We start from the raw sequence: 23,729 nt of genomic DNA on the forward strand, positions 1-23,729 counted from the left end.
GATGAGCCAGATCTATGAGAACGGCACTCGCACTCTGACGGCGTTTTTCGACACGCGCTCCGCAGCTGATGGAGCTGTAGAACGCCTCGTCAGTGCAGGCATACCACGCAGCCAAGTGCAGCTTGCCGCTGGTGCAGAGCAAGGCTCTGCAACGGTAAAGCAGGATCAGCATAAGGGCTTTTTCGAATCCCTGTCTGACTTCTTCATGCCCGAAGAGGATCGTTACACCTATGCAGAAGGTCTTAGCCGAGGCGGCTATCTCGTGGTCGTCAACGATCTTGACGATCGCTCCCATGAGATTGCTATCGACATCCTCGATGACGAAGGTTCTGTGAACCTCGATGAGCGCGAGGCCACTTGGCGCGCTGAGGGATGGGGCGGGTACGACGCCGCAGGTACCACATCCAGCGACCTCGCTGCCGGGCGCCGCGACACCACCGGAGAGGCTATTCCTGTTGTGGAAGAGCAGCTTGAGATTGGTAAGCGGGATGTCAGCCTCGGCCGGGTTCGGGTGCGTTCTTATGTTCGCGAGCAACCCGTCAGTGCCGACGTCAACCTGCACGAAGATCGCGTGACCATCGACCGGCGGCCTGTTGATCGCCCGTTGACCGGCGCAGACGATGCTTTCCGCGACCGCACGATTGAGGCCGAAGAGCATGCAGAGCGAGCAGTGGTCTCCAAGGAAGCGCGCGTGACAGAAGAAATCTCTCTTCGCCGCGAAGGCACCGATCACGTTGAAAAGGTCGGCGACACCGTACGCAAGACTGAAGTCGAGATCGAAGACGACCGCAACCTCGCGGCGAACAAGCGGCAAAACCAGCGCTAATCTGACTGTTGCCCAGATAAAAAATGGCGGCCGGAAACGGTCGCCATTTTGCTCCTGCAACTTGCATACCATCAACTTCCGTAGTGGTCTTGGAAGCGCATTCTGCCGAGATTGACAGGCGCCGCTGCGGTTCGCCAGCGGCCTGGCATCCTAGGTCCAAACCACCCACCCATCTGTGCCGGGGTCGAACCTTTGGACCGCTTGTGCCAGATTGCCTTTATGTCACTTTCCGACCTTTCCATTGCGGGTTACCGCTCGATCCGGTCCATTCGCTTCCCGCTGAGACGCTTGACCGTACTCGTAGGCAGCAATGGTGTTGGCAAGACCAATCTCTACCGGGCACTTGAACTCGTTCACGCAGCGGCCACAGGCGAACTCGCTCTGGCAATCGCGCGTGAAGGTGGTCTGGCTTCGGTAATGTGGGCGGGCTCTCGTCGCGCCACCGACCCGCCACGCCTCAGATTTGAGGTGGGCATGGACACCATCCTGCCCACCGACGCGGAAGCCGCCTACCAGCCGCGCTACGCTGTCGAGGTTGGCTTTGGCGACTCTCGCTACGAAGCGGTGTTTTCTGAGGAGCCGCAGATCAAGGCGGAAAGCCTGATCCTGCCGGGTCGGCGCAGCATCACGCTCCTAGAGCGAAAGGGCCCAGCGGCCTGGTTCCGGGATGAAAATGGGCGCATGCGTCAGCTCGAGCAACCGCTTCTCGCCAGTGAAACTGCGCTTTCCTCACTGCGCGGCACCCTGCCCGAGCTCGATGCCGTTCGGCATCTGCTCGCAAGTTGGCGCTTCTATCACGGGTTTCGAACAGATCAGGCATCGCCCCTACGCCGGCCTTCTCTCGCCGTGACCGCTCCCATGCTGGACGCAGACGGCGGCAATCTTGGCGCCGTTCTGGCCACGCTGAAGCACATCCGGGGCGACACGGTCGATCTTGCCGCCGCGATCGATCAGGCGTTCCCGGGGGCCCGCCTGGCCATTCCGCCTCCTGCTAAAGACGCGTCTTTCGCGATGACCTTCCCCGATGTGCCGCACCGGCCTTTCGGCCCATCCGAACTGTCCGATGGCACGTTGCAGTTCATCGCGCTGCTGGGCGCTCTCCTGGCCTATCGCCCGCCCCCTTTTATCGCGCTGAACGAACCCGAGGCCAGTCTTCACCCCGACCTCCTTCCGGCACTCGCGCGTGCGATCGCCCGCGCAGCAGAGCGCAGTCAGGTCTGGGTGGTGACCCATTCGACCATCCTTGCGCAGGCAATCGCTGAGGAAACCTGCATTCACCCGCGCCAGGTCATCCGCAAGGATGGGGCCACCTGGCTCGAAGGGCTCTCCGATGTCGGTATTTTCCCAGACGAATGAAAAGGATCTGCCACTAGGCGAGCAGCAGACGTGCCCGAAGCATTCAATCTGGCTTTGATTCACCGTTGGGAGAGGTAGTCTCGTCTCTATGCCTTATCCGAGGATCACATGCGGCACGAAACGGGAGAGATTGGCCGTGATGGGCGATTGGTCCTCCCGTACGCCAAGCGCACAGGCGCGGTCCCCCACCACCCAACTGCCCAAAACCGCGTAGCCGAACTCACTGCGGAACAGCGGGGCATAACCCTGCACGATATAGCCTTCCTCGCCATATGTACCAGGCGCCGAGGCGATCTCCTCGCCTCCTCGAACGATGGTGACGTTCTCGCCCTCGCGAGACAGCAGAGGCTTGCGCACAAATTCGCTCAACTCACCGGCGCGCGTGTCACCGGCAAAAAAGGCGGGCAGCAGATTGGGATGATTGGGGTGCCGTTCCCAAAGCAGCGGCAACAATCCCTTGTTGGAGAGGATGGCCTTCCACGCGGGCTCGACGAAGACATCTCCTGACGGCACGAGCTGGCGGGAGAAGGGCTCCCGCAACATGAACTCCCACGGATAGAGCTTAAAGCACTGGTCGATGACCCGGTCCCGCAGGTCGGTAAAACGGCCCTGCGCATCCACTCCGATCTGGCTGATATCGAGCAGTTCGACCCGGTGACCCGCCTGTACGGCACAGTCCATGAGGTAGACCGTGGTGCCGCGGTCCTCTTCATTGTCGAGCATGGCCGCGAAGTGAAAGATCGGGTCGTGCGGGAACTCGCCGAAAGCTTCGACCAGGCTTTCCTGCAGCAGGTTGTATTGATCGGTGTCGGCCGGCAGGGCACCCCGTTCGACTTGATCCGTCATCCAATTGAATTGGAAGTAGCCGGTCTCGAACACCGAAGTGGGGGTATCAGCGTTGTATTCGAGCAGCTTGGCGTCGCCTGTACCATCATAGGCCAGATCGAACCGGCCATAGAGATGGAGGTCACCCCGCTCCCAGGAGCGCTGCACCACGTCTCGGAGCTCGGAGGGGATTGCGAGACGATCAAGATACTGTTCGTTACCGACGATGTCGTCCACAAGGTCCATGCACATCTCGTGCAATTCCTGAGACGGCGCCTCTATCCTTGTTTCAAGCTCTTCGAGCGTGAAGGTGTAGGCAGCGTCGTCCACCCAATAGGGTTCGCCATACATTTCGTGGAAGCCGAACCCAACCTCACGTGCCTTGTCGCGCCAGTCGGGACGTGCCGGTAGGGTGGTACGCTCCATGTCAGCCGCCGAACCCAAAACTGGTCGAGCGCCCACCGAAGCCCTGGCGCGCGACCGTTCGCGTGTTGACGTTGACGGGCTGCATGGTTTGCCGGCCGGGCGCCACAACCGAGGTGTTTGCGCCACCGCCAAAAGTGGGGGTCAAAGTCTGGCCAGCCCGATTGCGGTAGATCGGAGTTGAGCCATAGCCATAGCCCTCCGCCTGTCGCTGCCGCCGATAATTGCTGTAGTCGGTCAGGTTGCCAATGGCTGACGACATTACGTAGCCGGCCAGGAACGGCATGAAGAAGCTACCACCGCCGCCTGTCGCCCCGGCCGGCGCCACGGTGCACTGGTCCACGCCATATTCGGCTTCGCAGGCGGCGAGCCCGTCGAAGCGCGGCGCTCCCTCGATGTGGGCCTGCACAGCATCCTGGTAGCCAGCCTGGCAGACCTCCTGGCTCATGCCCGCCTCGATGCATTGCTGCGCGTTGGTGAACAAGACCTCTCCGGGCGGTTCACCGGCACAGCCGGACAGCGCTAGGCTTGAGGTGGCAATGGTGCCCAGCACCAATAGGGGACGCTGACGAGCGCTCTTGAGTCGACGCATAGCCGTTCTCCTCAATAGCTCATGCAGGCAGCGTTAAGAATGCCGACGGCCAGAGCAATGCCGCCACCCCAAAGACCTGCCGCCATCTCACCATTGGTAATCTTCTCATGCAGCTTCTGCATGGAGAAATTGGCGATGAAGTAGGCGAGGATCTGCGCGATGATGCCCACCACAGCCCAGATGATATAGTCCACAATGCTGACCGAATTGGCTGCAGCCGAAGCCAGTGGCAGACTGAACCCCAGCAAGGCACCCAGAAAGGCCGTGACGGCGGCAAGATTCCCAGCGCGAATCAACTCGACCTCCCGATGGGGCGTGAGCGTGGTGTAGATTGCGGTGAAGGCCGCATAGGCGGCTAAGCCGATAGCGAAATAGCCGAGGAATGCGGGCAGGCCTGCCAAATAGTCGAGCATCAGTGAAAATTCCTAAATTGCAGACGAAGATACTGGATCAGACACGACGGACATCGGCGGGGCCCAAGCCATAGCCAAGGAGAAATTCCACCGAGCCACCAGCGCGTGCTTCATCGAGGTCGCGCTCGATATTGATCAGCAGCATCTCCCGTGTCGATCCCAATGGGCGAAAATAAAGCATGCAGGTCTGATGAATAGACCGCATGGTCTCGCCATCATCTACTTTCTCCACGAATTCGACGGGCTCGGCGCGATCAGTCCCCTCTCCCCAGAAGCGCTGAAACAGAATACCGTCAGCATCGTAATGAGGCTGTCCCAAGAGGCCATCCCGACCACGCCAGCGATTCCATTCGCTCGGACCGGCGGGAACCACGCTGTCCCACGGATTGTAGTAAGTAAGATCCTGCACCGCATCGCCGGGCCGGCCCGATGCCGATAGCACCTGCACCACGTGGTGCTGGTCATCGTAATATCGCGACAATACAGTCGCGCCATCAAGCCGCGCTTCGCCATAGGCGGAGACGATCAGAGGACCCGATTTTGGTAGGGGATGAGACGGCTCGCCGCCTATAGCTTCGGCTTCGAGCGATAGAAAGTCGAGGTCGAGTGCACCGCCGATGCCGACGGCCAATGGCCCGCGTTCGATCGGTGTCGGCCTCTCGTCTTTTGCTTTGCTGAACCAGTCGAACATATCGAGCGCCCCCTACCCAGCTGTGAACGAGGCGCAGGTCGTGCCAGGTTCCAGCGATGTGCGGTTTTTTATCATCTAGCACCATGCGGCCTATTTGTGACGGCTGATCGAGAGAGCTGCTCCCGAACCCTTGTCAGCCTCGTACAATATCTGCTCCCCTCTGGTGAAAGCGGACAGGCGCACCACATACGCGTTGCGTCGAGGGTGAATGCGAGCTGGCACTGAACTCGCCCGCGCCCGCGCTGTTGCAGCTTGATGCCTGATCGCGGTAACTGACTTGCCCAACCATGGAGGCCTTCTTTTGGAGACTTGGACCCTAACCAGCCTGACGCGCCTGTTTGCCGCCGATCCGGAGGCGCTGGGCGATGTCGACGTCAATGTTCCCCAGGGGGGCGACGTCATCTGCGTCACTCTCAAGGAGCAGGGTGAGCTCGATGTTTTCGTCACCATTAGCGGCGAGCGCGACATCCTTGCCAGCGTGCTGCTGGCGCCCTGCGATAGCATTCCCAATCGCGCAGCCTTCGAGCACATGGTGCTCAAGACCCACAAATTCGTGCCGCTCTCGAGCTTTGGCATCACCACGCGTGAAGGCGAAGAATGGTATGAACTGTTTGGTTCGCTCTCCGCTAAATCGCCGGCAGAAGCCGTGGTCGAGGAAGTTGCGATCTTGGCGGCCAATGCGGTCGACGCCGCAACTATGATCGAGGAATGGCGCAATGGGGAGATTGCAGCATGAGTGCCTGGGGTAAGATTTTCACCGCCATCCGCGGCGGCGTGAACGAAGCAGCTGAGAAGGCCGCCGATACGCAGTCGATGCGCATTCTCGACCAGGAAATCCGCGACGCCGAACAATCCCTTCGGCAGGCCCGTTCGGATCTGGCGGGCATCATGGCTTCCAACAAGGGGCTAATGCGCCGCATCGAGGAAAACCGCGCCAAGGAAGCCAAGGACAGCGAGAGCGCCCGGTCTGCCATTGCTGCGGGCCGCACCGATCTGGCGCAGGGGCTGGCGCAGCGTATTGCCACAACCCGCAGTGATCTGCAGCGCGACCAGTCCGAGCTGGAGAACCTTTTGCCACGCCAGCAGCAAATGCTGCGCATCATTCAGGAAACCGAGTCCCGGATCACGCAGATGAAGCGGGAAGTGGAGAATGTGCGCGCCAATGAAGCGCTGCTGCGCGCGCAGTCTGCGGTTGCCCACAGTCATTCGGGCGTCAGCAACCGGTTGGGCACCGCCATGGACAGCCTCGAGCGCATTAAGAAGCGCCAGGAAGAGACGTCAAACCGGATTGCTGCAGGCGCAGAACTCGCCGCCATTGAGGATGGCAGCGATCTCGACCGGCAATTGCGCGAGGCGGGGATCGGCGGCTCGCGCCATTCTGCCGACGATGTTTTGGCCGAATTGATGGCGCCTGGCGGCTCCAGCGAAACCGGCTCCCTGCCCCCACCACAAAAGCGCTTGACCTAGTGTAAGCGCGCCCGCGCACGCGGCCCCCACCGCGTGCGTCCCATCCGCAAATTTGAGGTGGACGAGCTACTCCTCCCGTCAGGATGGGACGGAGGAACCGCCCTTGAGGCTCGCGGGGCGCGTCGCCTGTTTGGCAAAGGCGACGATCTCGCGATTATAGTCGTCATGGCCTTCCAGAAAGCCCATGTGATTGCAGCCCTCGATGACCCGCAGTGATGCGCCGCACTGTTGCGCAATGGATTGGCTTGCCTCCGGTTTCGTAACAACATCCACGGCACCGGCGAGTATGTGAAGCGGCACTTCGGGCTTCGCCAAGGCTCCTGTCGCGTCCCAGCGGAACATTGCCAGGTTCCCCTTCTGCATATTCCCTGGCGGGTTCCTGGTGGTCAGAAGGGTTGTGTGCTCGAGCTGGCTTCGAGTGACGTATTTGCCAAAGGCAAGGCGATTGGTCATGTGGGCGGTTCCGTTGAGGTAGCTCATCCAGACACCCAGCCAGGCCACGGGCTGCAGATGGATGATGAGGCGCATGACGGGCTCTAGTACGGGCCGACGGAGTGCTTGGGCCAAGCCAGATAGGATCATGGTTTTGAGAGGATTGGTGTAGGTGGTGTTCACCAACACTGCCCCGGCCACCCTGCTGGAGAACAGTTCAGGCATGTCGCGCGCCAGTGTTTGGACGGTCATGCCACCAATGCTGTGACCTACCAAGACCACGCGCTGTGGCGCTTGCTGCTCGACAAGAACTGCCAGATTGCGGGCAAAACTCTCCAGGGAGATCTCACCGCTCGACTTCCCCATGCCAGGCAAGTCCCAGACAATAACTTTGAAGTCCTTCGCCAAGGCCAACTTGCTATAGTGCCAGATGGTACTGTCCATAGCCCAGCCATGGGTCAGGATAACCGGAGCCCCATCCGAGCGCCCGAGTTGTTCGACATAAAGCCGGGCGCCGTTTGCACCCCCTACCACCTGCCCAGCGCCGCGATCCGGCTTGGAGGGTTCGCCGCTGTCGGGCCCGGCGAGCAGCAGCAACATCAGCGGCCGCCCGACAAAGGCGAACGCCAACAGTAGAAGCGGCACCCAAAGCCGCCAGTCCTCCCGCACACGGACGAGGCTGCCGTCGGCCAGCAAGACGTCATCCCCCTGGTACCAAGTCCAAAGCAGGTACGCTGCTATCCCGAGCACTAGCAGGGACAAGAGGGTGGCGAGAAATCGTACAATGGAAAGCAGCGGCATCGGGAACTCCAGTCAGCGGCCGATAACCTCCTAGCCATCTTGCTGGTTCCTCGTAGGTAAAAATGGTCCCTCGGCGAACCTAACTCGCCGTACGGGTTACAACATAGGCTATAACTCCCAGAGCGACGATCGCGAGCAAGATGAGCAACGCGACCACGGGTACTGCCCCGGCAGCGGCGTTGGTGCTCTCGGGTGATGGGTTGGTGTGGGGGTCTCGGGGTTCTCGGAAGGCTTCCTGTTTATCCGCCATGGTGCCGGCTCCTTTATGGCTCGGAGGAGAGGCGTCGAACATTGGCGCCTCAGCCACGGCGACGCCCCGCGGCTATGATGAGGAACACTGCTGGCTCCAGCGAGTTGCGTCGGAATACATTCAGCCAAGAGTAAGCTGCCGTGACCCACCGCAAAGGTGCTTCGCTCGAGAAGGGCAGTCAGAAGGATGCGCCTAGCCAGCAGGCGCAAGTCATCTGGGAAAAGCTACGAACCAGTTTCTGGTTGGTTCCTACGATAATGGGGCTGCTGGGCGGGTTGCTCGCATGGCTGGGTTATTCCGGCGACTTGGTGCTGTCCCGGCAGGTTGGTGCCCCGGCGCCACCCCTGGTCTATCTCGGAACAGCAGACCACGCCCGCGACGTCATTGCTACGCTCCTGTCATCGATGATCACGATGACGAGCCTGGTTTTCTCCATCACCATGGTGGTTCTGACGCTGGCTGCCAGCCAGTCTGGGCCGCGACTGATCCGCAGTTTCATGTCGAGCCACCATACCCAGGTGGTGCTGGGTACCTTCATCATGACGACGGTCTATTGTCTGTTGGTACTCGGCAGCATCGGTTCTTACACCTCCCAAGAGCAACAAGCCTTCGCGAGCGTTAGCGGCGCCATCGCCCTGGCGCTCGCCAGCCTTGCGTTGCTGGTGATGTTTTTACATTTCCTCGCTCGTTCCATTGTCTCCGAAACGGTTATTCACCGCGTCGGCCTAGAGCTGGACCAAAGCATCAGAGATCTGGACCAGTCGAGAGGACGCAGGAAGCCGATCCGCGGGCCGCCCTTCCGGCTGAGTTCGAGCAGACAGCAAAGTTCTCGGGCCGCCCGGTCAGGGTTATGTGCAGGCGATCGACTATGACAGCCTCGTGGCCCATGCCGAAGGGGCTGACGTGATGATCGGCCTCTACTTCGCGCCGGGTGACTACGTGGTGATTGATGGCGGCGGCATTGGCGTTTACCCGGCCCACCGATGCACCGCAGAACTCGAACACCAGATCAGTCGAGCCATGTTGCTGGGTCCTCATCGCACCCGACCCAGGACATCGAGTTCTCCATCCGCCACCTTGTCGAAATAGCGGTTCGCGCGCTCTCTCCGGGCATCAATGATCCGTACACAGCGGCGGCGGTGATCAACCAGCTTTCCGCATCGCTTTCGCTTTTGATGGGTCGGGCAATGCCACCAGCGGTTCTCCATGATACCGCGGGAAAGCTGCGTGTGAGTTCGGCCCGCGCCACTTACGCGACGCTGCTTTCTGCAGGGTTCAACCAGATCCGGCAGAATGCGGCGGGCAAGCCGTTCGTAGTGATCTATCTGATCGAGGCGATCATTCGGATTGCCGATCATGTTCGTCTCGAAAGCCAGCGCTCCGCGTTGCAGGAGCAACTCAACGCCATCCTCTCTGATGCGAGGAGAGACATCCCAGACGGCTACGACATGGAAACGATCGGCGCCCGCGCCGAGGCCGCAAGCCGGTTGCTTGACCCTTCAACCGCCTCCACCTCAGGACGTAAGAGAACTTCAGCCTAGCTACGGTGACGGCGCCCAAGTGCTCTCGCTAAATAGGCGGCAGGGGCTGCTACTGCCAGCGCCCCCCAGGAGATGCGCTGGCGCGTCGCCCGGAGCACTGGGGGGCTCGCAACCTTGTCTAGGTCGAGCGGAATGACCTCGCCTACGGTGTCGGCCATCCGCGCACCCCGTTGACCTAAAGGCAGGGGCTCGCCGGTGGTGGAGTCATGAGCGGTCTGATGCTCGATCTCAGAATTCAGCTCAGCGCCGACAATGATGATGATCGCAGAAATCCACACCCAGGTGAGAAAGCCGATGAGTGCCCCCAGTGAGCCGTAGGCGGCGCTGTAATCGCTGAAATTGGTGACATACCAGGAGAAGGTCACTGAGGTGAGCCCGAGTAGCACGACCGACATAACCGCACCGGGCGTTATCCAGCGCCATTTCGCCCGCTCCCGGCTCGGGCCCCACCGGTAAAGCGCGCCGATAGCGAGCGCAATAATCAGCAACATCAAGCCATAGGCAGCAATCTGGACAATCCAAGCATACTCATCTGAGCCGGGAATGAGCTGCAGCAGTGGCGGCAGGATAACGACCGTGGCAATCACTAGCATTGCGGCGATCGCGCCGGCAAAGGTGTATATCATAGCCAACACAGTGACCCAGAAAAACGAGCGTTTTTCTGTCTCCTGATAGGCGATATTCATCGCGTCGAACATCGAACGCACACCAGCGCTGGCACTCCAAAGGGCGATTGCAAGCGAAACCAGGAGAGTGAGACTAAGGGTGCCGGTGTTTTCGGCTGCCAGACGGGTGAGCTGCTCCCTGATCAGCTCCAGCCCGCCTTCGGGGACGATCCCGGACAATAGGGAGACCTGCTCGACAACACTTCTGGTGTCGTTGAACAGACCGTAGATGGAGACGAAAGCAGTTAGCGTCGGAACGAGAGCCAGGAGAACGAAATAGGTCACCCCCGCTGCCGTGAGGATGACCCGATCTTCGTTGAAGCTACGCCACAGGCGCCAGAGCACGTCTTTCCACCCGGCCCAAGGGATTCTCTTGGGCGACCGCGCCTGACGACCGCGTCCGGTTTGGAACTGGGCGGAGTTGTTGGTACTCGTGTCCGTCACGCTCTGCCCCTAGTGCCCAAACGCAGCTGCCGCTCGGATCTAGCGGGTCTGGTCTTGAGTCGACCCGCTACCCGCGCCGCTCACCGTGGCCTGGAGCTTTTCGTGAGTCTCGCTCACCTTCTCCACCACCGTCTCGTGCAGCTCCGCGGCCTTGGCACGCCCCTCCTCGTAGAGGTGGGATGCCTCCTCCCCTAGCTTGGCCTTGATCGAATCAGAGGCCCGGCCCAGCACTTCATCTTCCTGGCGTGTGCGCGGCAGCGCCGAGGCAATTGCCGCACCCAGGGCAAAAGCGAGCGCTCCAGCAATCAGCGGCTGGTCCCGGTAGAGCTGCAGCCCGGTATCACCCAGGTGCCCCGCTTGCTCCCGCGCTATGCCCGCTTGGCGGCGCATCATGGTGCTGGCATTGACGGCGCCACTTGCTGCCATGCCGCGGCTCGAGCTTACGGTTCCGGACACGGTATCGCGCAGGTCGTGCATCTTCCGCCTTGCTAGCTGCCAAGTGTCAGCAGCCCAATGGCTCGCCTCTTCCAGCACATCGCCCGCCTCGTCGCGGAAATGGTGGATGCGATTGCCGGCAGTGTCGGTGAAGCCGCGGAATTTGTTCCCGGACTCGTCTCGGAAATCACCGATGCGACGACCGGCCTTGTCCGTGGCGGCATGGAAGCGGCGTCCCGCCTCGTCGACGAACTCGGCGAAACGGTTGCCATGCTCGTCCTCGGAATGTCCCGCCCGCTGCATACTCGTGCCCGAGACCACGATAAGCGGATAGGGAGTATCGGGGACTTCTTCAGCATGGCGATAGCCACGCTGCATATTGATGCTGCGGTCCCAGTCGCGATCAGCCTCATGGTCCTCGCCGTCCGCTTCGCCTGGCCGCAAGAAGAGCCAGCCCGCAGCAACGCCCAGGAGTAGCACCGGCAGAGGATTGGTCGTGACCTGCCGTTGGAGGCTCGCCAGCATCTCGCCACCGCCGCGGGACTGGGAAAGAAAGTCATCGAGGATTTCGCCGGGCGAAAGCTTCTGCTGGATTTGATCCAGTCGCTCGTCGATGCGGCGACGGTGGAGGTCGACCTCGCGCTGCAGCTCGGCCGAACTCTTCTGGTCATTGCCCGCCATCAAAGCTTCTCCTTCACCATATCGGCATCGCGGCTCAGCGAACTCGTCGTGCGGCTCATGTTAAGGTTGGTCTTCTTGATGGCATCGATGCCTTTGGACACCAACATCCAGGCAATCAGCGCCACGACAATGGTGACAATGCCCGCTGAGATAGAGGTTGCGATTGGCACATCGAAGCCCTGATCGACCAAAATCGAGGTGCCCAGAGCAACAATCGCGCTCAGCAGCACGCCGATGGCGCCAACGGCCAGCACTGCACCTATGCCCATGAACACCAAACCGCTCACCGCCTGCGAAGCCTTCTCGGAGGCCTCGGTCTTGGCAAGTTGGATTTCGGTGCGGAAGAGGTTGGAAATATCGGTGGCGAGCCCGCCGAGCAATTCTCCCAAGGAACGCGAGTCTGTAGTGGCCATGAGCTAACTCCCTCAACGGTGTGGCTCTCACACAATGCGGAGGAAGTGTGGCAGTTCCCAGCAGAGGCTCCGAGCCGCTCTTTGGGCCCCTCGCCGCCCGTTGGCACCGGGAACAAAAAGAGCCGCTCTGGATTGCCACGAGGCGTGGATCGCGCAGCTCTGGCCAAGCGCTAACCTGCGCTAGCCCGGATCGCGAGACCGATCCCGCGCGTTCCACGCCACACGCCCAAGCGGCTCAACAGCAAGGAATTAGCATGCCCGAAGCAAGAGAATACTTTATCTCCGGCCTGAAGAACGCCCACGCCATGGAAAACCAAGCGCTCTCGATCATGCGGCCGCAGGTAAGCCGCATCGAGAACTACCCGGAAGTCGCTGCGCGCCTTGAACAGCACATCAAGGAAACCGAAGTCCAGATCGATCGACTTGAGCGCCTGCTGGAGGGCCTCGGCGAAAGCAATTCCGGTCTCAAGGACATGGCTCTCTCCTTTAGCGGCAGCATGGCTGCGATCGGCCACAGCGCCGCTCCCGACGAAATCGTCAAGAACAGCTTTGCCAATTATGCCTTTGAGCACTTCGAAATGGCTGCCTACAAATCCCTGCTCGCCCTCAGCCCGCATGTCGGCAATGCGACAGCCACTGAACTGCTGACGCAGAGCTTGGAGGAAGAGATCGCGATGGCCGATTGGGTCGGCCGCAACATCGAGCCGGTTACCCTGCAGTATGTTGCATTGCGGGAAGCTGGAGCCACGGCAAAGAAGTAACCTTTTGCCCGCGATCGGCATTCTGGCTGGAGATGGTGGTGTGCGGCCAGGTCGGGCACCACTTCCAACAATCCCACGAACGGAGACCCGGTCATGACCATCGCCCACCGCATCTCAGCCAATCTGCTTACCCGCGACCTCGCCGCCAGCAGCGCCTTCTATCAGGCACTGTGCGGCTTTGGCGTCGTGCACCAGGAAAGCTGGTATGTGATCCTCGCTGCGGCGCCAGACAGCGCCTTCCAGCTGGGCCTTATCGATTGGGTCAGCGAGTTCGTGCCTCGGGCTGCGCGCGGCGTACCGCAAGGCTCTTTTCTGGAGGTCGTGGTAGACGACGTCGCAGCAGCTGTTGATGCGGTCCGCTCCTTCGACACGGAGATCATCGAGGCGCCAACCCAGTTTGGCGAGCAGACGCGGGCGGTGATCCGCGACCTCGATGGGCATGTCATCGACATCGCCACGCCACACACCCGCTTCATTATCCCGCCGCGCAAGTCGGTCGCCTGAACGGCCTCAGCGACCAATGCAAAAATCCCCGCCTCGTTGGCGGGGATTTCTTTTTGCGGATCAGTGGGCCTTAAGAACGACCTTGGTCCACTCGTTCTGCTTGTCGTGGAAGTTCTCGTAGCCGGTCGGCGCCTCTTCCAGAGGCAAGCGGTGGCTGATGAGGAAGGTCGTGTCGATTTCACCTTCCTGGATCTTGTGCAGCAGATCCTTGGTATAGCGCTGCATGTGCGTCTGGCCGGTGCGGATCGTCAGGCCCTTCTCCATCATCGCGCCCAAGGGCCATTTGTCGAGCATGCCACCATAAACGCCTGGGACAGAAACCCGGCCGCCCTTGCGACAGGCGAGCAGGGCCTGACGCAGTGCATGGCCGCGGTCAGCACCGGGCGAGAGCTTTTGCTTGACGACATCGAGCACGTTGTCGACCGCAAAACCGTGGGCCTCCATGCCGACAGCGTCGATTACCGCGTCAGGTCCAATGCCACCAGTCATCTCCATGAGGGCTTCGCGCACATGCGTCTCGGAGAAGTTGATCGTCTTGGCGCCAAACTTCTTGGCAAGTTCCAGACGATGGGGATGGTGATCAATGGCAATGATCTGCTCGGCGCCCATCAGTTTGGCGCTTTGGACCGCAAAGAGCCCGACAGGGCCGGCGCCCCACACCGCAACGGTATCACCAGGCTCGATCTCGGCATTTTCCGCAGCCATCCAGCCGGTGGGAAGAATGTCGGAGAGGAACAGCACCTCTTCGTCCTCCATCCCATCAGGAATGACGATGGGGCCGACGTCTGAGAACGGCACGCGTACATATTCGGCCTGCCCGCCAGCATAGCCACCGGTCATGTGCGAGTAGCCGAAGATACCGCCCATGGCATGGCCATAGAGCTTCTCGCTCGCATCCTGCTTGGCGACCGGGTTGCTGTTGTCGCAAGCCGAGAACTGAGTGTTCTTGCAGAAGAAACACTGGCCGCAGGATATCGTGAACGGCACGACCACGCGCTGACCCTTCATCAGGGTGCTCTTGGGCCCGACTTCGACCACCTCGCCCATGAATTCGTGGCCCAGTATGTCTCCTGACTTCATGCCGGGGATCACCCCGTCATAGAGGTGCAGGTCGGAGCCACAGATTGCCGTGGAGGTGACCTTGAGGATCACGTCGCGAGGATTGATGATTTCGGGATCAGGTACAGTGTCTACACGGACATCCTGTGTGCCGTGCCAAGTCAGCGCGCGCATGACGGCTCCTAGGGTTTGGTTCTATGATCTGTGGTAAGCGCCGGTGGCGATTTCACCGGTCTCCATGAGCATCTTGAAGCGCTTGAGTTCATGGCGCGCCTGGATGTTCGGCTCGGCTGCGAAGAGCTTGGCGACAACACGCCCAAGGTCTCCGGCGGGTGGTTCGTAGCCGATATCGGCCGACACCACAGTGCCGCGGTCCGCGGGCGCATCGGTGAACGTAACACGACCCTCGGTCTTGATTTGCGATCCTTCTACCGAGCGCCAGGCGATGCTCTCGCCGTCGACCACGTCGGTCACCTCGGTCTCCAGTTCGACGGTCTGCCCGGCGGGAGCACGGATGGTCCAGACGGAGCGCTTCTCCCCGGTCATCTGAATCTTTTCGACCGCCTCCATGAAGGAGGGCAGATTGGTGAAATCGCGCCAATAAGCGAAAAGTTCTGAGCGCGGCCGGTTAATCAGGACGGAGCGACCGACGATTGCGAGGTCGCCGTCTTTGTCGTCGCGGTTCGTTCTTTTTGGGGCGTCATCGGTGTTTGCCATGTTCGTCTCCGCATTCGGTCCCAGTCCAAACAGGGGAGAAGCGCCGAGGTTCCGGTGGCTGTCACTTTTGCAACCTAGATGCAGGCACTGGTGCTAAAAATCACGGAAAACACAAAGACCGAAGCCGCCAGCGCCGCGAGGTTCAGGGTATGCCCCACCCATCCGAGAAGCGCCCGTGGCGGCGCTTGCCCCCGATTACGCCCGCGGGAGTCCCAAACAAGGAAGAGAGCTGCTAGTAGCGTGGTCGCATAGACTGCAATCAGCACAACTCGGTGCAGGGTCGTGCCAAGCAGCTCGATCTCGCCCCAGCCATATTGGCAACCCAGGGCCTGAACCGCATAGAGCGCGATAAAGCCAGCCGACCAGAGGGTGAAACCAACAACTGTTGGGAGTATTCCTGGCAACCAGACCATCAGGCGCTCCCCCCCAGCATGGCAAGAGCATAGACAAAGCCCACGCCCACCAGCAGGGTCGCGGCGGCGAAGTCGGCCCAAAGTACCCCCAGGTTCAGCGTCGTGGCGCGGCGGGGCGAAAGGTAACCACCGCGGCAGCGCAGAATGCCCTGCAGCGCCAACAAGCCAGCGACACTGGCGTGCACAACCCCATAGAGGAGGATGGCGAAGCGCAGCGCCGGGTTTGCGTGACTGGTGGGGTCTGGCAGCACATACATAGCGTAGGCTAACCCCAGGATTACTAGGCCGTGCAACACCATCGAGCCGACTAGGCTCGCCATAGGTGATTTGCCATGGGCGTTGGCCCGGCGCGCCAGATGCGCCATCGCCGCTGCCGCTAGGGACGCAACCGCGGGCGCCGCGATCCACCAGGGAGTCGCCTCGGCTACCCTGCCTTCCCAGCCCGGCGCGACCACGAGGAGAAACAGGGCTCCAAAAAGGAGTGAAGCATAGAGCGTTGCATCTGCTCCAACCGCAAAGAGGTTGGCCCAACCCGTCACATTGCCATTCACTTCCGCATCAAGCGGCACGGCAACACCTCGGCCAATGTCGAGCGCACCGCCGTCTTTCGGCGCGCCAAGGGACCGCGCCCAGATGAAATACATCACCACGGTAGCGATCACCCCAACGGGAGCCAACCAATAGACCTTGAACAGCAGCGAAAGAAAGAAAACGCCGGTAGCAAGTGCGGTGTAGAGGGGGACAAAGCTACTGTTGGGGAGGATGATTACATGCTCTGGCTCGCCGCTCAGCATGTCAACGCCAAGCGTCTCCTGGCGGCCCTCTCGGGCAAAACCGAGATAGCCCTCCCCAGATGCCAATTCGCGGCCCAACTGCTCGGTATCGAGATCATCCGCCCGACCAGAAATGTGCGGAATGGAGGCGAAATTATAGGAAGGGGGCGGTAGCGGCGTTGCCCATTCCAGCGTTCGGGCGCCCCAGGGATTGATCCCTTCGCGTCGGCCGAAGCGGAACTGGAGGATGATGTCCACCAGCACCAGCGCGAAGCCGACGGTGGATAGGAACCCACCGATCGACGAAAGCAGGTTGAGCCAATCCCAGCCCCAGTTCGACGGATAGGTCGAGATGCGCCGTGGCATGCCCATGAGGCCCGTTAGGTGCATCAGGAAGAAGGTCAGATTGAACCCGATAAAGATCAGCCAGAAGGCGGGGACTGACAGCCGGTAGAGCGTCGTTCGTCCGGTAAAATGAGGCAACCAGTAGTAGAGGCCTGCCAGCATGGGGAAGACGAAACCGCCGACCAGCACATAGTGCAGATGCGCCACCACGAAGTGCGTGTCGTGAGCCTGGCTGTTGAACGGCACCATAGCGAGCATCACACCCGTCAGCCCGCCAATGACAAAAACAAAGAAGAAGCCGAGCACGTAGAGCATGGGCACGTCGAACTTCGGTCTGCCAAGCGAGAGAGTGCCGATCCAGACAAAGATCTGGATGGCTGTCGGCACTGCAACGAGAGCGCTGGCGGCCGAGAAGAATGCCAGGGCCATGTGCGGAATGCCCACGGTAAACATGTGGTGGACCCACAGGCCGAAGCTCAGAAACCCCATCGCAACAATCGCCGCGACGACCGCTCGGTAGGCGATCAACGGACGCTGCGCGAAAGTGGGGATGATGGTCGACAGCACGCCCGCTGCCGGCAGGAAGATGATGTACACCTCGGGGTGGCCGAATAGCCAGAACAGGTGCTGCCACAGCAGCGGATCGCCACCACGCTCCGGGTCAAAGAACGGCAGCTCAAAAGCGCGTTCCATTTCGAGGAGGATGGATCCGAGGATCAGCGGCGGGAAGCCGAAGATCATCATCCCGGAGGTGACAATCATGTACCAGGCGAAGATCGGCATGCGGTCGATTGACATGCCCGGAGCGCGCATCTTGAGCACGGTGACCATGATCTCGATCGCGGCGGTGATGGCCGAGATCTCGACGAAGGTGATGCCCAGGAGCCAGACGTCGGAATTGATACCTGGCGAATATACGTCGGACGAGAGCGGGGTGTACATGAACCAGCCCGCATCTGGGGCGTAGCCCAGCACCATCGCCGCGATAAGGATGGTGCCGCCGAAGATGTAGCACCAGAAGCCGTAGGCAGTGATGCGCGGGAACGCCAGATCTCGTGCCCCCAAGAGCTTGGGAAGCAGGTAAATTGCCAGTCCTTCGAACATCGGGATGGCGAACAGGAACATCATCACCGTGCCGTGCATGGTGAAGATCTGGTTGTAGAGATCGGGGCCGATGAAGGCGCTTTCCGCCGTCGCCAGTTGCGCCCGGATCAGCATGGCCAGAGTGCCGCCGATCGAGAAGAAAACCAGCGCTGCGATCATGAAGCGCTTGCCCACGATGTTGTGGTTGACGGAGGACAGGCGGCCCCATCCAGGGGGGGTGTCCCAGATTTCCGCGAGTGCCTTATGCAGGGCGACTGGGCTCATCGGCTCGCGATTCATGGATTACCCCCTACCGCTGCCGCGAAGTCCTCGGGTGCATGCGCCTGGGCCACAAAGCCCATGTCGTCATGTCCCGGACCACAATATTCCGCGCAGATACCCCGGTAGATACCAGGTTCGTCGGCGGCGATACGCAGCACGTTGACGTGGCCGGGCACGGCGTCCAGCTTGCCGCCCAATCGCGGGATCCAGAAAGCATGGATCACGTCTTCTGAAGTTATGGCGATGTCGACCGGCTCCCCCGCGGGCAGGTGCAGCACACCCGACGAGGGTGCTCCGGGCATGTCCGGATAGCTGAACTCCCAATACCATTGGGCCGCCCGGCCCTCGATCCGCATCGGTGCGGCAGCGCCCGGCTTGGGGAGGAGTTGCTCACCTAGGATAAGGGCTGCAACAAGCAATGCGGCGAGGATGGGGATGGGCATAAGCAACCCGCCCCCCACCACCCAGTGCATGGGCTTGATCCCGGACAGAGCCTTGGGCCGCAAGAGGCTAAGCGCCAGAAAGCCCATCACCATGAAAAACAGAGCGACCGAGCCCCAGAACATCACCCACCAGAGCGTTTCGATATTGGCGGCGCCGGGTCCCGCAGGATCCAGGGTCGAGAGTGGGCTGGTGCAACCAGCGACAAGCACTGGCGTTGCTGCCACGGCAGCAAACTTCAAAGCGGGGCGAAAACGATGAGCGACGACCGGAACACCGAAGACGAGATCGCGGAAGAGGAAAGCAAGCCCGAGTCGGATCGCAAGCATCCCAACCCCGCCATGCGCGCCGTGGCAGAGAAGGACGTCGGCTCGGCGGTGGCGGTCGCGGGTCACCCCATTCACGCCATGATGGTGCATTTTCCCATCGCTTTGATCATCAGTACGTTGGGCATTGACGTGCTCTACTGGTGGACGGCCGACCAGTTCTGGGTCGATGTGGGTGTTTGGTCGGCGGGAGGTGCGTTCGTTGCCGGCGTGCTGGCGGCGGTTGCCGGAACGGCTGAACTGCTGCTGGTCCCGGGCATTCGGGTGCGCGTTGCCAGCTGGAACCACGCGGTCGCCGCCATGACCCTCATAGCCGTTGCGGGGCTCAACTGGGGCCTGCGGCTCTACTTCCCCGAGCAGGTGTTGCCGCACGGGATCTTGGTCTCCCTGCTCGCCTCTGCGTTGACCGGTTTGGCTGGCTTTTATGGTGGTAAGTTGGTTTTGGATCACGGCATCGGCCTCATCATTTCCACCAAGCAGTGATGCCGCTCAGCATCTCCGCCAATGCGCCGGGTGCGAAGAAATCTTCCACCGCAGCATGGCCAGCTATGTCAGGCTTACCGAGCACCGTTGCGAGGATCGCCCCGATTATACCGATGGTTACAACGCTCACTGCAATCGCTCGCAGCCGCGGATACGACTGCTCGGGCTCAAACAAGCGCATGATCGCCAACCCGACGAGAAGGTGAATGACCACCAGCATTGCCACCAAGGCGAGCTTGATCGAAAACCACGGCACAAAGGTCGCCTGGAGGAAGATCAGCGTAATCCCAGACGCCACTGCCAAATAGGCGCCCGGAGATGCGAAGGTGATGTAGAGAAAGCGTGTGAAATTATGCAGATCGTGCAGCCGGTAGCCTTCCAGACCCCGACGTTGCAGGAACAGAAAAGGCATCACGAGGAGACCGGCAGACCAGGTTGCTATTCCCACTACATGGACGATCTTGAGCAGGACTACGATCACGTCTGCCTTGCCTCACTGGGCTGCAGCATGGCGAGCAGGCGCAACAGCGCCGCCATGAGGTAGGGCACGCTCGCAGGCACCCACATGATGAGGCCGGCGAGTTGCTGATCTGCCAGAGGATCGAAGCCGAACGCCAAGGTGGTTGCGAGGTGCGGCACATACAGGGCCTGCGGCGAGAAGACCAGCAGTGCACCCAAAAATCCCATCTGAATGGTCGCGCCGAGCAAAGCCACAATAGCCGAGCCCGTGCCGGCAGCGAGGATGGCGCTCCACAGCAATGCTGCGGTACCCAAGAGCGAGAGTTGCATAGCCCAGTAGACAAGAGTGTCGGAGAGGGCGAGGGAATAGGCATCGGGCGCATGCCAGAGCCAAAAGACGACCGTGTGCAGGAGCAGAAGCGGCGTCGTCAGGGTTGCGACGTGCTTGGCCTGCCGGCGAAAGGCGAGCGCCAGCAGCGGCGCCGCGACTGCCACGAGCAGCACGTGATGCACCACACGCGCAGAGAAAAGCGCAACAGTAAGGGCGCAAAGTGGGCTCACAAAGGCGACGACCAGGGTGAAGATAGCGCCAGCAAAGCTCCAGCGCTCGATCGGTGACGCATCGCGTCGCAAGAGCACAAAACCGGCGATACATCCGGCGATAGCAAAAAGCAGCACCGGATCGAAATTCCAGCGCATCCAAAAGTTCTCCGGCAACGGCGCAGGGCCGCAATAGCTCAGAACGGCTGATGTGGCATCCATAGGAACCTCCTTCTCCTGCTGCTCGCGTCGTACAATAGGAGAGACTAGACGACCGGGTGACCGGTTTGAAGGTCAGGAGACAAATCCACCCGCCGAGCGCGATAAGCCAAATACGGCCGACAAGAAGCGGTATGCAAAAAGGCACCATTTCCGGGAGATATCATGAGGAGCCAATGGCCCCCACCGGGTGACTTCTCCGCCATTAAATCGCTCCCGGTAGACTTGTCCACGAAGCGGAACGGGCGAGAGCCACGACAGTTCCGCCACACAAAAGCCTGCGACATGAACGACATCTGAACGCTCAATTTGCCGATCTGTTCGACTGTGAGAGACACAAGACCTCCCACCTAATGCTAATCTCGCTTCGCTTTGCGAAAGAGGGAACAGAATGCACACCGGATCATGTCTCTGCGGAGCTGTGCGCTTTGAGGTGACAGGGGACCTGCCGGAGGCTTCGGCGTGTCACTGCACTATGTGCCGCAAGCACACCGGGCACCTCGAGGCAGGCGTTGATCTGCCCCGCTCGCAGGTCACAATGGTGCAGCAGGATACGCTGGTTTGGTATCAATCGTCAGCCAAGGTCCGGCGCGGCTTCTGCTCGGTATGTGGATCGTCGCTGTTTTTCGACCCGGTTGAGCGTGATTGGATCGGGATCATGATGGGCGCTTTCGACGGACCCACCAATACCAAGATCGGCCTCCACATTTTCGTTGCCGACAAGGGCGACTATTACGAGATCGGCGACGGGGTTCCGCAGAACGCACAATAGGACGGGAAACAAAAAGGGCGCCCACGGCGCCCCTAATTCACTGCAAAAATGAGATGTCAGCGCTTCTTCTTGTCCATCTGGTGATAGGCGCGACGCGAGTGGAACTCGCAATAGGGGCCAGACTCCAGCGAGTGTTGACCGCAGAAATAGAAATCCTTGGTGAGTGGATCGCCGATCGGCCACTTGCAGGTTTGTTCGCTCAGCTGCAGCAGGTTAAGGCGCTTATCCTCGGGGATGAAGAGCTCGGCCGCGGCGGGAGCCACGTACATCTCGGTTTCCATCTCCGGGGCGATGGCAAGGGCAGTTGCCCCCATGGTCTGCGGGCGCGGCATGGCGCTGCGCATCTTGGCAGCCGCGCTGATGCCGCTCGACACGGTCGCTGCCGGGCTGGCGGCACGGCGTGGCGCCGGACGGGCCGCCGGCCGGGCACGTGGCGCCGTGTTGGTAGGCTTGGCTCGCGCCGAGAGCTTGAGACGGTGTACCTTGCCGATTACGGCATTACGGGTGACGCCCTCGCCCAGTTCGCCTGCGATTTGGCTGGCCGAAAGACCTTCCATCCAGAGCTTCTTCAAAAGTTCGACGCGCTCGTCAGTCCAGCCCGCCGATTGTGCTCCTGAAACCATCGTCAAAACAGAATCCTTCATTGCGCTGCCAAATGGCCTGGCAGCCACTAACCCTAGACGTCGTATGCTAAGATGGGTCCGCCACACGATATGTCGTGTTTCCCAACGACTTGGAGATTACGACATCGGTGGAATCGGGATCAAGAGTCGCTGCCGCTTTTCCCCGAAAAAGCAGTGGTTAAAACTTCGCTAATAATCAGCGAGTCAAATCAGGCACTTGGCAGCGACCAGATTGACTTCCGAGGCGAAACTCGCTCAAATCCCGCCTGAAACGCGCTGCCGAACCGGCGCGTTTTTGATTTGTGTGGCACGTTTGCCACGCCCGCAGCCGGCACACGCCATTTCTGGAAGGATATTTGATCATGTCTGCGCTCTACGGCACCTATGCCCGGTCCGATCTCGCCTTTGAGCGGGGCGAGGGCATGCGCCTGTACGACCAGCATGGCCGAGATTACCTCGACTTTCACTCCGGCATCGCGGTCAATGCGCTGGGCCATGGCGATCCCCATATCGTCGCCGCGCTAAAAAGCGCTGCCGAAAAAGTTTGGCATACCTCAAATGTCTTCACCATTCCCGAGCAGGAACGGCTGGGTCAACGGCTGGTGGACGCCACCTTTGCCGACGCCGTGTTCTTCACCAATTCGGGTGCCGAGGCGCTGGAGTGCGCTATAAAGACGGCGCGTCACTATTTTTGGGCCAAGGGCGAGCAGGACCGCTACGAAATCATTGCCTTCACCGGCAGTTTCCATGGCCGGACCATGGGAACGATCGCCGCCGGCGGCAATCCAAGCTATCTCGAAGGCTTCGGCCCTGCCCTGCCCGGCTTCAAGCACGCGGCACCGGGCGATCTGGAGGCCGTCAAAGCACAAATCACGGCACAAACCTGCGCCATCCTGATCGAGACTGTGCAAGGCGAAGGCGGCGTCACTGCGATGACGAGCGAGTTCATGCAAGGGCTGCGCGCGCTCTGCGACGAGCATGGCCTGTTGCTGGTGCTCGATGAAGTGCAGTGCGGCTATGGCCGGACCGGCAAGTTCTTCGCATTTGAATGGTCCGGCATTACGCCCGACATTGTGGCTGTCGCCAAGGCTATCGGCGGCGGCTTTCCGCTCGGGGCCTGCCTTGCCAAGGGCGAAGTTGCTGCCTCTATGGTGCCGGGCACCCATGGCTCAACCTATGGCGGCAATCCGCTGGCGACGAGCGTCGGCAACGCCGTGCTCGATCGTATCCTCGCGCCGGGGTTCCTGGACCAGGCCAATCAGATGGGCCAAAAGCTCACCTGGCACCTGCAGCAATTGGCGCAGAAATATCCCGACCAGGTGGTCGAACTACGGGGCAAGGGTCTGCTAGCGGGCATCAAGATCACTCCGCCGGTACGCGATTTCGTTGCGCGGCTGCGGGACGACCACCGCCTGCTAGCCATTGGCGCGGGCGATAACGTGCTGCGTCTCCTGCCGCCCCTGATCGTTACCGAAGCCGATATCGAAGAGGCGATGGGCAAGATTGGTGCCGCCTTCGACGCCATCGAAGCCGAGAACGCTGCGGCCGCGCAATGATCGAGACGACCTTCTATCATTTCGGACGCCGCCGATGCGGCGTTCTCCATCCGGCCTGAGCGCAGGAAACCTGCCGCTGCCCTGCAGCGAACCTCCAGCAAGCGTCATAAAGGAGACC

General features: G+C 60.8%; 26 protein-coding genes and 1 pseudogene. 11 read left to right on the top strand and 16 right to left on the bottom strand.

The window, feature by feature from the left end; genetic code table 11:
• Position 1 precedes the first annotated feature (1 nt).
• Positions 2-826, top strand: a complete 825-nt coding sequence (locus QOV41_RS17505; protein WP_284578115.1) for a YsnF/AvaK domain-containing protein — start codon at positions 2-4, stop codon at positions 824-826.
• A 219-nt stretch (positions 827-1,045) separates the two neighbouring features.
• Positions 1,046-2,182, top strand: coding sequence for an AAA family ATPase (locus QOV41_RS17510; RefSeq protein WP_284578117.1), 1,137 nt, complete (start codon positions 1,046-1,048; stop codon positions 2,180-2,182).
• A 93-nt stretch (positions 2,183-2,275) separates the two neighbouring features.
• Here the strand turns inward: QOV41_RS17510 and QOV41_RS17515 are convergent, their stop codons facing one another.
• From QOV41_RS17515 to QOV41_RS17530, 4 genes are read right to left on the bottom strand one after another with little or no spacing between them, the layout of a single operon-like run.
• Complete coding sequence (locus QOV41_RS17515) at positions 2,276-3,433, bottom strand: glutathionylspermidine synthase family protein (protein ID WP_284578119.1); 1,158 nt, start codon at positions 3,431-3,433, stop codon at positions 2,276-2,278.
• A 1-nt stretch (position 3,434) separates the two neighbouring features.
• A complete protein-coding gene (locus tag QOV41_RS17520) occupies positions 3,435-4,022 on the bottom strand; it encodes a DUF1190 domain-containing protein (RefSeq protein ID WP_284578120.1) in 588 nt (195 codons plus the stop codon).
• A gap of 11 nt (positions 4,023-4,033) precedes the next feature.
• On the bottom strand, positions 4,034-4,435 hold the full coding sequence (locus tag QOV41_RS17525; protein ID WP_284578122.1) for a DUF350 domain-containing protein: 402 nt from the start codon (positions 4,433-4,435) through the stop codon (positions 4,034-4,036).
• A 37-nt stretch (positions 4,436-4,472) separates the two neighbouring features.
• Complete coding sequence (locus QOV41_RS17530; protein ID WP_284578124.1) at positions 4,473-5,126, bottom strand: DUF2491 family protein; 654 nt, start codon at positions 5,124-5,126, stop codon at positions 4,473-4,475.
• Between the two features lie 301 nt (positions 5,127-5,427).
• On the opposite strand from QOV41_RS17530, the gene QOV41_RS17535 reads away from it, so the two are divergent.
• The gene (locus tag QOV41_RS17535) at positions 5,428-5,862 is read left to right on the top strand and encodes a YjfI family protein (RefSeq protein WP_284578126.1); all 435 of its coding nucleotides are present in this window, start codon (positions 5,428-5,430) and stop codon (positions 5,860-5,862) included.
• Positions 5,859-6,593 (top strand): PspA/IM30 family protein, encoded by a 735-nt coding sequence (locus QOV41_RS17540; RefSeq protein WP_284578128.1) that lies wholly within the window; start codon positions 5,859-5,861, stop codon positions 6,591-6,593. Before QOV41_RS17535 ends, QOV41_RS17540 begins: the two co-directional genes overlap by 4 nt.
• Positions 6,594-6,671: 78 nt before the next feature.
• On the opposite strand, the gene QOV41_RS17545 is transcribed toward QOV41_RS17540, so the two are convergent.
• A complete protein-coding gene (locus tag QOV41_RS17545) occupies positions 6,672-7,826 on the bottom strand; it encodes an alpha/beta fold hydrolase (protein ID WP_284578129.1) in 1,155 nt (384 codons plus the stop codon).
• 390 nt (positions 7,827-8,216) lie between these two features.
• Between QOV41_RS17545 and QOV41_RS17550 the strand changes: the two genes are divergently transcribed.
• The gene (locus tag QOV41_RS17550; RefSeq protein ID WP_284578131.1) at positions 8,217-8,948 is read left to right on the top strand and encodes a DUF2254 family protein; all 732 of its coding nucleotides are present in this window, start codon (positions 8,217-8,219) and stop codon (positions 8,946-8,948) included.
• Positions 8,929-9,617, top strand: a pseudogene (locus QOV41_RS17555) (DUF2254 family protein). The gene QOV41_RS17550 and the pseudogene QOV41_RS17555 overlap by 20 nt, the downstream one beginning before the upstream one ends.
• Here QOV41_RS17555 and QOV41_RS17560 read toward each other — a convergent pair.
• Genes QOV41_RS17560 through QOV41_RS17570 form a run of 3 tightly spaced genes read right to left on the bottom strand, consistent with a single transcriptional unit; the run spans position 9,614 to position 12,255 of the window.
• On the bottom strand, positions 9,614-10,726 hold the full coding sequence (locus QOV41_RS17560) for a YihY/virulence factor BrkB family protein (RefSeq protein WP_284578133.1): 1,113 nt from the start codon (positions 10,724-10,726) through the stop codon (positions 9,614-9,616). The pseudogene QOV41_RS17555 and the gene QOV41_RS17560 sit on opposite strands and share 4 nt — an antisense overlap.
• Positions 10,727-10,765: 39 nt before the next feature.
• Positions 10,766-11,842 carry a DUF3618 domain-containing protein gene (locus QOV41_RS17565; RefSeq protein ID WP_284578135.1) on the bottom strand — a complete coding sequence of 359 codons (1,077 nt, stop codon included), beginning with the start codon at positions 11,840-11,842 and terminating at the stop codon, positions 10,766-10,768.
• The gene (locus QOV41_RS17570; protein WP_284578136.1) at positions 11,842-12,255 is read right to left on the bottom strand and encodes a phage holin family protein; all 414 of its coding nucleotides are present in this window, start codon (positions 12,253-12,255) and stop codon (positions 11,842-11,844) included. Before QOV41_RS17570 ends, QOV41_RS17565 begins: the two co-directional genes overlap by 1 nt.
• Positions 12,256-12,509: 254 nt before the next feature.
• On the opposite strand from QOV41_RS17570, the gene QOV41_RS17575 reads away from it, so the two are divergent.
• Together QOV41_RS17575 and QOV41_RS17580 are read left to right on the top strand one after the other, a co-directional pair.
• Positions 12,510-13,016: a ferritin-like domain-containing protein gene (locus QOV41_RS17575; protein WP_284578137.1), complete on the top strand. Its 507-nt coding sequence runs from the start codon at positions 12,510-12,512 to the stop codon at positions 13,014-13,016.
• Positions 13,017-13,109: 93 nt separating this feature from the next.
• Complete coding sequence (locus tag QOV41_RS17580; protein ID WP_284578138.1) at positions 13,110-13,520, top strand: VOC family protein; 411 nt, start codon at positions 13,110-13,112, stop codon at positions 13,518-13,520.
• A gap of 60 nt (positions 13,521-13,580) precedes the next feature.
• Here the strand turns inward: QOV41_RS17580 and QOV41_RS17585 are convergent, their stop codons facing one another.
• The 5 genes from QOV41_RS17585 to coxB all read right to left on the bottom strand — a co-directional run bounded on the left by QOV41_RS17585 (position 13,581) and on the right by coxB (position 18,860).
• Positions 13,581-14,753 carry a zinc-dependent alcohol dehydrogenase gene (locus QOV41_RS17585; RefSeq protein WP_284578139.1) on the bottom strand — a complete coding sequence of 391 codons (1,173 nt, stop codon included), beginning with the start codon at positions 14,751-14,753 and terminating at the stop codon, positions 13,581-13,583.
• Positions 14,754-14,774: 21 nt separating this feature from the next.
• Complete coding sequence (locus tag QOV41_RS17590) at positions 14,775-15,296, bottom strand: SRPBCC family protein (RefSeq protein ID WP_284578140.1); 522 nt, start codon at positions 15,294-15,296, stop codon at positions 14,775-14,777.
• A 74-nt stretch (positions 15,297-15,370) separates the two neighbouring features.
• Positions 15,371-15,709, bottom strand: coding sequence for a hypothetical protein (locus QOV41_RS17595; RefSeq protein WP_284578142.1), 339 nt, complete (start codon positions 15,707-15,709; stop codon positions 15,371-15,373).
• A complete protein-coding gene (ctaD, locus tag QOV41_RS17600) occupies positions 15,709-18,210 on the bottom strand; it encodes a cytochrome c oxidase subunit I (RefSeq protein ID WP_284578143.1) in 2,502 nt (833 codons plus the stop codon). Before ctaD ends, QOV41_RS17595 begins: the two co-directional genes overlap by 1 nt.
• Complete coding sequence (gene coxB, locus QOV41_RS17605; protein WP_284578144.1) at positions 18,207-18,860, bottom strand: cytochrome c oxidase subunit II; 654 nt, start codon at positions 18,858-18,860, stop codon at positions 18,207-18,209. Before coxB ends, ctaD begins: the two co-directional genes overlap by 4 nt.
• 114 nt (positions 18,861-18,974) lie before the next feature.
• Between coxB and QOV41_RS17610 the strand changes: the two genes are divergently transcribed.
• The gene (locus QOV41_RS17610) at positions 18,975-19,442 is read left to right on the top strand and encodes a DUF2231 domain-containing protein (protein ID WP_284581367.1); all 468 of its coding nucleotides are present in this window, start codon (positions 18,975-18,977) and stop codon (positions 19,440-19,442) included.
• On the opposite strand, the gene QOV41_RS17615 is transcribed toward QOV41_RS17610, so the two are convergent.
• Both QOV41_RS17615 and QOV41_RS17620 read right to left on the bottom strand, forming a co-directional pair.
• The gene (locus tag QOV41_RS17615; protein ID WP_284578145.1) at positions 19,423-19,923 is read right to left on the bottom strand and encodes a CopD family protein; all 501 of its coding nucleotides are present in this window, start codon (positions 19,921-19,923) and stop codon (positions 19,423-19,425) included. The two genes, QOV41_RS17610 and QOV41_RS17615, sit on opposite strands and share 20 nt — an antisense overlap.
• Positions 19,920-20,663, bottom strand: coding sequence for a cytochrome c oxidase assembly protein (locus QOV41_RS17620; protein ID WP_284578146.1), 744 nt, complete (start codon positions 20,661-20,663; stop codon positions 19,920-19,922). The genes QOV41_RS17615 and QOV41_RS17620 overlap by 4 nt, the downstream gene beginning before the upstream one ends.
• Positions 20,664-21,051: 388 nt before the next feature.
• On the opposite strand from QOV41_RS17620, the gene QOV41_RS17625 reads away from it, so the two are divergent.
• Positions 21,052-21,432: a GFA family protein gene (locus tag QOV41_RS17625; RefSeq protein WP_284578148.1), complete on the top strand. Its 381-nt coding sequence runs from the start codon at positions 21,052-21,054 to the stop codon at positions 21,430-21,432.
• 56 nt (positions 21,433-21,488) lie between these two features.
• On the opposite strand, the gene QOV41_RS17630 is transcribed toward QOV41_RS17625, so the two are convergent.
• Complete coding sequence (locus QOV41_RS17630; RefSeq protein WP_284581368.1) at positions 21,489-22,055, bottom strand: GcrA family cell cycle regulator; 567 nt, start codon at positions 22,053-22,055, stop codon at positions 21,489-21,491.
• A gap of 362 nt (positions 22,056-22,417) precedes the next feature.
• On the opposite strand from QOV41_RS17630, the gene QOV41_RS17635 reads away from it, so the two are divergent.
• On the top strand, positions 22,418-23,611 hold the full coding sequence (locus QOV41_RS17635) for an aspartate aminotransferase family protein (protein WP_284578150.1): 1,194 nt from the start codon (positions 22,418-22,420) through the stop codon (positions 23,609-23,611).
• The last annotated feature ends 118 nt before the right edge of the window (positions 23,612-23,729 follow it).

It is taken from the genome of Devosia sp. RR2S18 (genome assembly GCF_030177755.1).
Classification (GTDB): domain Bacteria; phylum Pseudomonadota; class Alphaproteobacteria; order Rhizobiales; family Devosiaceae; genus Devosia; species Devosia rhizosphaerae.